Origin of the sequence: Salinivibrio sp. ML323, assembly GCF_001995745.1 — a bacterium.
In the GTDB taxonomy this organism is placed as follows: domain Bacteria; phylum Pseudomonadota; class Gammaproteobacteria; order Enterobacterales; family Vibrionaceae; genus Salinivibrio; species Salinivibrio kushneri.
Genome location: NZ_MUES01000063.1, coordinates 1 through 1,373 on the forward strand (window position 1 = coordinate 1; position 1,373 = coordinate 1,373).

Here is a 1,373-nt window from a genome sequence, read left to right on the forward strand (position 1 = left end):
CACTGCTTGTACGTAGACGGTTTCAGGTTCTATTTCACTCCCCTCACAGGGGTTCTTTTCGCCTTTCCCTCACGGTACTGGTTCACTATCGGTCAGTCAGGAGTATTTAGCCTTGGAGGATGGTCCCCCCATATTCAGACAAGATATCACGTGTCCCGTCCTACTCGTTTTCACAAATATGGCGCCGTCGGTTACGGGGCTATCACCCTTTATTGCCAGGTTTTCCAACCTGTTCACCTAACGCCAAGTCTGCTTAAGGGCTAATCCGGGGTCGCTCGCCGCTACTGCCGGAATCTCAATTGATTTCTTTTCCTTCGGGTACTTAGATGTTTCAGTTCCCCGAGTTCGCCTCTTAACGCTATGTATTCACGCTAAGATACCTGCTTATGCAGGTGGGTTTCCCCATTCGGACATCGATGGCTCAAATGCTTCTTACCAGCTCACCATCGCTTTTCGCAGGTTAGTACGTCCTTCATCGCCTCTGACTGCCAAGGCATCCACCGTCTACGCTTAATNGGTACTTAGATGTTTCAGTTCCCCGAGTTCGCCTCTTAACGCTATGTATTCACGCTAAGATACCTGCTTATGCAGGTGGGTTTCCCCATTCGGACATCGATGGCTCAAATGCTTCTTACCAGCTCACCATCGCTTTTCGCAGGTTAGTACGTCCTTCATCGCCTCTGACTGCCAAGGCATCCACCGTCTACGCTTAATTACTTAACCATACAACCCCAAAAGGTCTTGTATGAAAACAACTAAGGTTTTGTTTTTGCCGGACTCAAAATAGAGACTTTGCTTATCAAATAAGACAAAGCCCAAGCACACTTGATTGTGTGAGTGACATTTCTGTCACTGATTGAGAACTTTACTGTCATTCTTAAAGAATGACTTGTCAGCTTTCCAGATTGTTAAAGAGCATGTGTATTTATCAATACGATAAACCACTTTATTTTTTGCTTTCAGACAGCACTTATCGCAACAGGCGTCAACTGCTGTAAAAACAAAGAGTAAAATGGTGGAGCTAAGCAGGATCGAACTGCTGACCTCCTGCGTGCAAGGCAGGCGCTCTCCCAGCTGAGCTATAGCCCCATTTTGTAGTGCTTCTCTCTTGCAGAGAGAATGGTGGGCGATACCGGGCTCGAACCAGTGACCCCCTCCTTGTAAGGGAGGTGCTCTCCCAACTGAGCTAATCGCCCATCTTCCAGATTTGGTGGAGCTAGGCGGGATCGAACCGCCGACCTCTTGCATGCCATGCAAGCGCTCTCCCAGCTGAGCTATAGCCCCGCGTCTGAGAAAATGGTGGGTTGTACAGGATTCGAACCTGTGACCAATTGATTAAAAGTCAACTGCTCTACCAACTGAGCTAACAACCC

At 48.2% G+C, this 1,373-nt stretch carries 4 tRNA genes and 1 rRNA gene; all 5 read right to left on the reverse strand.

Annotated features, from left to right (window positions below):
- Window positions 1-524: ribosomal RNA gene (locus tag BZG13_RS15125) — 23S ribosomal RNA — on the reverse strand; the annotation flags it as partial.
- A gap of 489 nt (window positions 525-1,013) precedes the next feature.
- Window positions 1,014-1,089 (reverse strand) — tRNA-Ala (locus tag BZG13_RS15130).
- A 31-nt stretch (window positions 1,090-1,120) separates the two neighbouring features.
- A tRNA-Val gene (locus tag BZG13_RS15135) sits at window positions 1,121-1,196 on the reverse strand.
- A 12-nt stretch (window positions 1,197-1,208) separates the two neighbouring features.
- Window positions 1,209-1,284 (reverse strand) — tRNA-Ala (locus BZG13_RS15140).
- Window positions 1,285-1,297: 13 nt separating this feature from the next.
- A tRNA-Lys gene (locus tag BZG13_RS15145) sits at window positions 1,298-1,373 on the reverse strand.